Here is a 7,553-nt window from a genome sequence, read left to right as displayed (position 1 = left end):
GGCAGCAGGTTTTGATCCTGCCATGCGTTGGTTCGAATCCAGCCGCCCCTGCCATTTTCTCTACTCATCCAGGTTACCCTCAGCCTCTAGGTACTGCGCGTGTCCAAGATGATGGTCTTTACGGGGAATGCCAACCCCGATCTGGCTCGGCGTGTCGTACGTCAGCTGCATATCCCTCTCGGTGACATCTCTGTCGGCAAGTTTTCCGACGGCGAAATCACAGCCGAGATCAATGAAAACGTTCGCGGTAAAGACGTCTTCATTATTCAGCCGACCTGCGCTCCGACCAACGATAACCTGATGGAACTGGTAGTGATGGCTGATGCCTTCCGCCGCTCCTCGGCTACTCGTATCACTGCTGTTATTCCTTATTTTGGTTATGCCCGTCAGGATCGCCGTCCGCGTTCCGCACGTGTGGCTATCAGCGCGAAAGTCGTTGCTGACATGCTTACCGTAGTCGGCATCGACCGTGTTCTCACGGTTGATCTGCATGCTGACCAGATTCAGGGCTTCTTCGATATTCCGGTAGATAACATCTACGGCTCCCCGGTTCTGGTGGATGACATTGAAGATCAGCGCTTCGAAAACCTGATGATCGTGTCCCCGGACATTGGTGGCGTCGTGCGTGCACGGGCTGTTGCCAAGTCGCTGGGCGTCGATCTCGGGATCATCGACAAACGCCGTGAGAAAGCCAATCACTCTGAAGTGATGCATATCATCGGTGATGTCGAAGGGCGTACCTGTATTCTCGTCGATGACATGGTCGATACCGCCGGCACCCTGTGCCACGCGGCCAAGGCCCTGAAAGAGCATGGCGCAGCCAAGGTCTTTGCCTACTGCACACACCCTGTGCTGTCGGGCCGGGCCATCGAGAATATCGAAAATTCCGTGCTGGACGAGCTGGTGGTGACCAACACCATTCCGCTGTCCGCTGCAGCACAAGCCTGTGCACGTATCCGTCAACTGGATATCGCACCGGTTGTTGCCGAAGCGGTTCGCCGCATCAGCAATGAAGAATCGATCAGCGCGATGTTCCGTTAAGGGCCCTGCCCTTCGCGAAATGTTTCGTTGACGAAAAGCGCCCCGCCCCGGCATTCCTGTCGGGGCGGGGCTTTTTTGCCCATACCGTGTTCGGCGCTGGTCGCAAACGCCACTCGGTCATGGCTATTTTGGAGATACAAAATGAACGATTTTACTCTGAATGCTGAAGTGCGTTCCGACCTGGGGAAAGGTGCGAGCCGCCGCCTGCGTCGTCTCGCCGCTCTGGTTCCAGCTGTTGTTTACGGTGGCGACAAAGCCCCTGAATCCATCAGCATGCTGGCCAAAGAAGTTGCCAAACTGCTCGAAAACGAAGCGGCTTACAGCCACATCATCGAGCTGAACGTTGGTGGCACCAAGCAGAACGTCATCATCAAGGCTCTGCAGCGTCACCCGGCCAAAGGCCACGTGATGCACGCTGACTTCGTACGCGTTGTTGCCGGCCAGAAACTGACCGCCATCGTGCCTGTACACTTTGTTGGCGAAGAAGCTCCAGTGAAGAAAGGCGGCGAAGTTTCGCACGTTGTTGCTGAAATCGAAGTGACCTGCCTGCCAAAAGATCTGCCTGAGTTCATCGAAGTCGATCTGTCGAAAGCAGAAATCGGCACCATCATTCACCTGTCGGACCTCAAAGCTCCTAAAGGTGTTGAGTTCGTTGCTCTGGCACACGGCGATGACAAGGCTGTTGCCAACGTCCACGCTCCACGTGTTGCTGCAGAACCTACCGAAGAAGGCGAAGCAGAGTAATTCACTCTGTCATGCCGGAGTGAGCAAGTAACATCGCGGACTGGAACGTAGCGAGAAAGCGGGCGAGAACGCGGAGTTTACATCCATGGTAAATGAGCATTTTTCGTCCACTTTCGCCGCTTTCCCCGATCGCGGCGATGTTATCCACCACTCCAAGGAAGGGCCCCTATCGTGACTGCCATCAAACTGATCGTTGGCCTGGGAAATCCAGGCGCTGAATACGAACAGACCCGGCATAACGCAGGGGCCCTTTTTGTTGAGCGCATCGCCCACGCACAGAATGTGAATCTTGTGGCCGATCGCAAATATTTCGGCCTGACCGGGCGTTATTCGCATCAGGGTCAGGATGTTCGTCTGCTGATTCCCACCACCTACATGAACCGCAGCGGCCAGGCCGTGGCGGCACTCGCCGGTTTCTTCCGCATCAAGCCTGAAGAAATCCTCGTGGCGCATGACGAACTCGACTTGCCTCCGGGCGTTGCCAAGCTCAAGCAGGGCGGCGGCCATGGCGGTCACAACGGGTTGCGCGACATCATTGCGCAACTGGGCAATCAGAATACGTTCTACCGCCTGCGGCTTGGCATCGGCCACCCGGGCGTTGCCAGTATGGTTTCAAATTTCGTCCTGGGTCGTGCGCCACGCGCCGAACAGGAAAAACTCGATGCCAGCATCGACTTTGCCCTCGGCGTGCTGCCGGATATCCTCGCCGGGGAATGGAACCGCGCGATGAAAAACCTGCACAGCCAGAAGGCCTGACTTTTACCCGAGGGGAAACACCATGGGATTCAATTGCGGCATCGTCGGCCTGCCTAACGTCGGCAAGTCCACCCTGTTCAACGCCCTGACCAAATCCGGTATCGCGGCCGAGAACTTCCCCTTCTGCACCATCGAGCCGAACAGCGGCATCGTGCCGATGCCGGATCCGCGTCTGGAAGCTCTGGCGGCCATCGTCAATCCCAAGCGCATCCTGCCGACCACCATGGAATTCGTCGACATCGCCGGCCTCGTCGCCGGCGCCTCGAAAGGTGAAGGCCTGGGCAACAAGTTCCTGGCCAACATCCGCGAAACCGACGCTATCGCTCACGTGGTGCGCTGCTTCGAAGACGACAACGTGATCCACGTGTCCAACAGCGTCGACCCGAAACGCGACATCGAAATCATCGACCTGGAACTGATCTTCGCCGACCTCGACAGCTGCGAGAAGCAACTGCAGAAAGTCGCGCGTAACGCCAAGGGCGGCGACAAGGATGCCGTGGTTCAGAAGGGCCTGCTGGAGCAATTGATTGCTCACTTCACCCTCGGCAAGCCTGCGCGCAGCCTGATGAAGACCATGAGCACCGATGAAAAAGCGGTGATCAAGGGCTTCCACCTGCTGACCACCAAGCCGGTCATGTATATCGCCAACGTCGCTGAAGACGGTTTCGAGAACAACCCGCACCTGGACGTGGTCAAGGCCATCGCCGAAGAAGAAGGCGCCATGGTCGTTCCGGTGTGCAACAAGATCGAAGCGGAAATCGCCGAGCTCGATGACGGCGAAGAGAAGGACATGTTCCTCGAGGCCCTGGGCCTGGAAGAGCCGGGCCTGAATCGCGTGATCCGCGCCGGCTACGAAATGCTGCACCTGCAGACCTACTTCACCGCCGGCGTCGAAGAAGTTCGCGCCTGGACCGTCAAGGTCGGTGCCACCGCCCCGCAAGCTGCTGGCGTGATCCACACCGACTTCGAAAAAGGTTTTATCCGCGCCGAAGTCATCGCCTACAACGACTTCATCCAGTACAAAGGCGAAGCCGGTGCCAAAGAAGCCGGCAAATGGCGTCTGGAAGGCAAGGAATACATCGTCAAGGACGGCGACGTGATGCACTTCCGCTTCAACGTCTAAGCAACAGCCGGGCAAGAAAAAGCCGCGTTTCATACGCGGCTTTTTTGTGCCTGAAATTCAGTGACTGAGTACATTTCCCTGCTCGCGAATGTGGCGTGTCAGCTAAGCATTCGTCAACTGACCCACCCATTCGCGAGCAGGCTCGCTCCCACAGTTCGATTCGTCTGTTCAGGCCTTTCTGGTACGCGGTAAAAAGATCGCCAACACACCAAACAACGGCAAGAACGAGCAAAGGAAATACACGTACTCAATCCCGTGCACATCCGCCAGATGCCCGAGCAGCGCTGCGCCAATCCCGCCGAAACCAAACATGAGCCCGAAGAAAATCCCGGCAATCATCCCGACATTGCCTGGCACCAGTTCCTGCGCGTACACCACGATCGCCGAGAATGCCGACGCCAGAATGAAGCCGATCACCACGCTGAGAATGCTAGTCCAGAACAGATCGACATGCGGCAGGATCAGGGTGAACGGCGCGACGCCGAGGATGGAAAACCAGATCACTGCCTTACGCCCGATCTTGTCCCCGATCGGCCCGCCGAAGAACGTCCCCGCCGCCACTGCGCCCAAGAACAGGAACAGATGCAATTGCGAGCTGGCCACCGACAGGTCGAACTTCTCGATCAGGTAGAAAGTGAAGTAGCTGGTGAAACTGGCCATGTAGAAATACTTGGAGAACACCAGTAGCCCGAGCACCACCAGCGCACTGGTCACCCTGCCCTTCGACAAGCCGTGCGTCGCCGCCTGGCCGGCCTTTAGCTTGAACAGGTTGAGGTGATTGGCGTACCAACGGCTGATGCGGTACAGCACGAACAGCGCAAACACTGCGAACAGACCGAACCACGCCACATTGCCCTGGCCGAAGGGAATGATGATCGCCGCCGCCAGCAATGGGCCGAACGCGGAGCCGGCATTGCCGCCGACCTGAAAGGTCGATTGCGCCAGACCAAACCGGCCGCCCGAGGCCAGTCGCGCAACACGCGAGGCTTCCGGGTGAAAGGTCGACGAGCCGATACCAATCAGCGCCGCCGCCAGCAGAATCAATGGGAAGCTGCCGACCACCGACATCATCAGAATGCCGATCAACGTACACACGGTGCCCGCCGGCAGCAGCCACGGTTTCGGATGCCGGTCAGTGTGATATCCGACCCACGGCTGCAACAGCGACGCGGTCAACTGGAAGGTCAAGGTGATCAGGCCGACCTGGGTGAAGGTCAGGCCATAGTTGGCTTTGAGCATCGGGTAGATCGACGGCAGAACCGACTGGATCAGGTCATTGATCAGATGCGCCAGCGCCACCGCGCCGATGATGCGCATCACCAAGGGGCTGCTTTGCGGAGCAGCGGTCGCCGAGGCAGCGGCGGTCTGAACGTTGCTGATAGCCATGGAAAATTCCGGACAGCAGATGGGTGCCCGCAGGCAGGTGCGTCAATGTGCCATTTTTCGGTGCGCTCGCGCTATCCCCTTAGGCAGCTAACTAACTGACTGGTCGTCGAGCAAACGGTGATAGCGCAACGCCATGGTCTGAATCTTGCCTTCCTTCTGCCCTTGAACACGATCGCCTTACAAAGGCGCTCGACAATGGGAAGTTTCGCTACAGAGCCGGCCTACAGAGCGGGCATGGGTGAACTTTCGAGGCCTTTTAGAGGGCACAGGTCGCAGCCGAAAGGTTCGCGATGCACGCCAATGGTGCGTGGTGTCCAGAGGAGTCATGAGGCATGCAGGCTTTCCTTTCACCGGGGATCAAATTGCTGGGGCGGTTTGGCTTCGCAGGTAAATTCCAATTATTGTTTCTGCTGTTCATTCTGCCGCTGGCCGGCAGCCTGTTGATGATCGGCCATGACTATCGCGAGAAGCTCAATCTGATTTCCGGCGAACGTGCCGGCGTGCGTCAATTGCTCGCGCTGGATGCGCTGGACAACCTGCTCGCCGCGCAACGCGACCGCGCCGCCCGCTGGCGCGCCACCGAGACCAATCGTCAGCCGACACCGGCCACCCTCGCCGCCATGGCTGCCTTCGACGGCGTGCAACCGGCGGTGCTGCAAGCCACCACCGAGCTGGGAAATGCCCTGAACCAGCAAGGCGCCGACGGCGCAATCCTCGAGCGCTTTCAGGCGCTGCAAACCGCACTCAATGGCCTTGATTCGAAAAGCCTTAGCAGTGTCGGCTGGTGGCCGGACGGTTATGACCGCTTCACCAATGCCCTGGGCGCGCTGCAAGCCTTGCGCGAGCAGATCGTCATGGACAATCGCCTGACCCTCGCGCCGTGGCTGGAAACCTACCTGCTGACGCAAATATCCACACAACATGCGCCGGACCTGATCGAGCGAGTCGGCCGCCTGGCGGCGGTCGGTCAGGCCTCAGTCGTTTCCGGCCAGTTCACCCTGCAGAGCCGCTTGCAGTTGCGCGACCTGCGCAGCCGCATCGGCGACGCCCGCGAGCAACTGGTGAAAACCGCCGGCCTGCTGGAGGCGCGTCTGCCAGCCGAGTTGCAAGCCTGGGCCGGTCAGTATCACGACAGCCTGAAACACCTCGACAGCGGCCTGAAAGTCCTCGACGACGGTGTGTTTGGCGGCAGCATCAACCTCAAGCCAGAGGACTTCGAACGCAGCCTCGACGCGCTGCTCACCGACCTCGCTTCCCTGCGCCAGCAATCCCTGGTCGCGCTGGATCAGCGGCTCGATGCGTATTACAGCTCGGCGATTCGCCAGTTCATTCTTGTCGCCGCAATCTTCGGTTGCCTGCTGTTGGCCGCGCTGTACCTGTTCGTCTGCCTGCAAGCCTCGATCCGTCGTAGTGCCAGCGGCATCACCTTGCTCGCTGAAGCCTTGCGCGACGGCAATCTGAGCCTGCAAGTGCCGGTGGTGGGGCGCGATGAGCTGGCAGCGATCAGCACAGCGCTCAACGTCGCTGTGGTGCAACTGCGCAGCAGCATGCTCGGCGTCGACCACGAGACCTCGCAGTTGAGCAACGCGGTACGCAGCCTCAACCAACACTCCAGCGGCGCCCTGAGCGAAGTCGAGGCGCAGCAGTTGCAGATCAGCCAGATTGCCGCTGCCGCCACGCAATTGGCCGCCACCTCGCAAGGCGTCGCGCAGAGTTGCGAACAGGCCTCCGGCAGCGCCCAGCAAACCCGGCGCATCGCCGCCGACAGCAGCCGCGACAGCCAGCGCACCACGGCCAGCATTCAGCAGCTCAATCAGCGCCTGAACGACACCGCCGCCGCGCTCGGCAGGGTCAGCGAGCAAGGCCAGCAGATTCAACTGGTCGTGGACACCATTCGCGGCGTCGCCGAGCAGACCAACCTGCTCGCACTCAACGCCGCCATCGAAGCCGCCCGCGCCGGCGAACAGGGTCGCGGCTTTGCCGTGGTCGCCGACGAGGTGCGCAGCCTCTCGCAACGCACGCAATCTTCCACCGCGCAGATCGCTGGCACCGTCGACAGCCTGCGCGCCACGGTCAACGAAGCGGTGAGCCTGATGGAAGCCGCCTGTGGTCAGGCGCAATCGGATGCCGAGGCAGTCACCGGACTCGGCGAACGCCTGGGAGAAATCGCCAGCGCCGTACAAAGTGTCACCGACACCCTGGCGCAAATCGCCACGGCGGTTGAAGAACAGGCCAGCACTGCCGACGAAGTCAGCGGCAATATCCAGCAGGTCGATCAAGCGGCGGTGCGTTTGCTTGAAGGCGCACGCGCGGTGAACCTCGCGGCCGACACCTTGAGCCAGGGCAGCGAAGCCCTGAGCGCCAATACCGCCAGATTCCAACTGCGCTGACGCCCTCCCCGGCCCCGATTTTCGGGGCTGGAGGATAAGCGGTTGAAAACAGGAAGAAATATTTTCGATTTACGCTTGACGCTTTGCCATTTCAGGGGAATAATGCGCGCCAC

Annotated in this window: 6 protein-coding genes; 5 read left to right on the top strand and 1 reads right to left on the bottom strand. The window is 59.6% G+C overall.

Features of this window, described 5'->3' with window-relative positions; genetic code table 11:
- Positions 1-99: 99 nt before the first annotated feature.
- The 4 genes from D8U70_RS20540 (at position 100) to ychF (ending at position 3,664) form a co-directional block, all read left to right on the top strand.
- Positions 100-1,041: a ribose-phosphate pyrophosphokinase gene (locus D8U70_RS20540; RefSeq protein WP_003171603.1), complete on the top strand. Its 942-nt coding sequence runs from the start codon at positions 100-102 to the stop codon at positions 1,039-1,041.
- Positions 1,042-1,182: 141 nt separating this feature from the next.
- Positions 1,183-1,785: a 50S ribosomal protein L25/general stress protein Ctc gene (locus tag D8U70_RS20535; protein WP_024014298.1), complete on the top strand. Its 603-nt coding sequence runs from the start codon at positions 1,183-1,185 to the stop codon at positions 1,783-1,785.
- Positions 1,786-1,956: 171 nt separating this feature from the next.
- Entirely contained in the window at positions 1,957-2,541 is a 585-nt protein-coding gene (gene pth, locus D8U70_RS20530) for an aminoacyl-tRNA hydrolase (RefSeq protein ID WP_016773203.1), read from the top strand.
- Between the two features lie 22 nt (positions 2,542-2,563).
- On the top strand, positions 2,564-3,664 hold the full coding sequence (gene ychF / locus D8U70_RS20525; protein ID WP_130929609.1) for a redox-regulated ATPase YchF: 1,101 nt from the start codon (positions 2,564-2,566) through the stop codon (positions 3,662-3,664).
- Positions 3,665-3,832: 168 nt separating this feature from the next.
- On the opposite strand, the gene D8U70_RS20520 is transcribed toward ychF, so the two are convergent.
- Positions 3,833-5,050 carry an MFS transporter gene (locus D8U70_RS20520; RefSeq protein WP_073473520.1) on the bottom strand — a complete coding sequence of 406 codons (1,218 nt, stop codon included), beginning with the start codon at positions 5,048-5,050 and terminating at the stop codon, positions 3,833-3,835.
- Positions 5,051-5,382: 332 nt separating this feature from the next.
- Between D8U70_RS20520 and D8U70_RS20515 the strand changes: the two genes are divergently transcribed.
- Positions 5,383-7,440, top strand: coding sequence for a methyl-accepting chemotaxis protein (locus tag D8U70_RS20515; RefSeq protein WP_130929608.1), 2,058 nt, complete (start codon positions 5,383-5,385; stop codon positions 7,438-7,440).
- Positions 7,441-7,553: the final 113 nt, after the last annotated feature.

Source organism: Pseudomonas sp. Sample_20 (assembly GCF_004307585.1).
Taxonomy (GTDB): Bacteria; Pseudomonadota; Gammaproteobacteria; order Pseudomonadales; family Pseudomonadaceae; genus Aquipseudomonas; species Aquipseudomonas atacamensis.
This window is presented reverse-complemented; position numbering and strand designations above follow the sequence as displayed.

Coding starts and splice junctions, on each gene's coding strand:
- D8U70_RS20520 (WP_073473520.1), bottom strand. CDS start 5,050: ATGGCTATCAGCAACGTTCAGACCGCCGCTGCCTCGGCGACCGCTGCT.
- D8U70_RS20515 (WP_130929608.1), top strand. CDS start 5,383: ATGCAGGCTTTCCTTTCACCGGGGATCAAATTGCTGGGGCGGTTTGGC.
- D8U70_RS20535 (WP_024014298.1), top strand. CDS start 1,183: ATGAACGATTTTACTCTGAATGCTGAAGTGCGTTCCGACCTGGGGAAA.
- ychF (WP_130929609.1), top strand. CDS start 2,564: ATGGGATTCAATTGCGGCATCGTCGGCCTGCCTAACGTCGGCAAGTCC.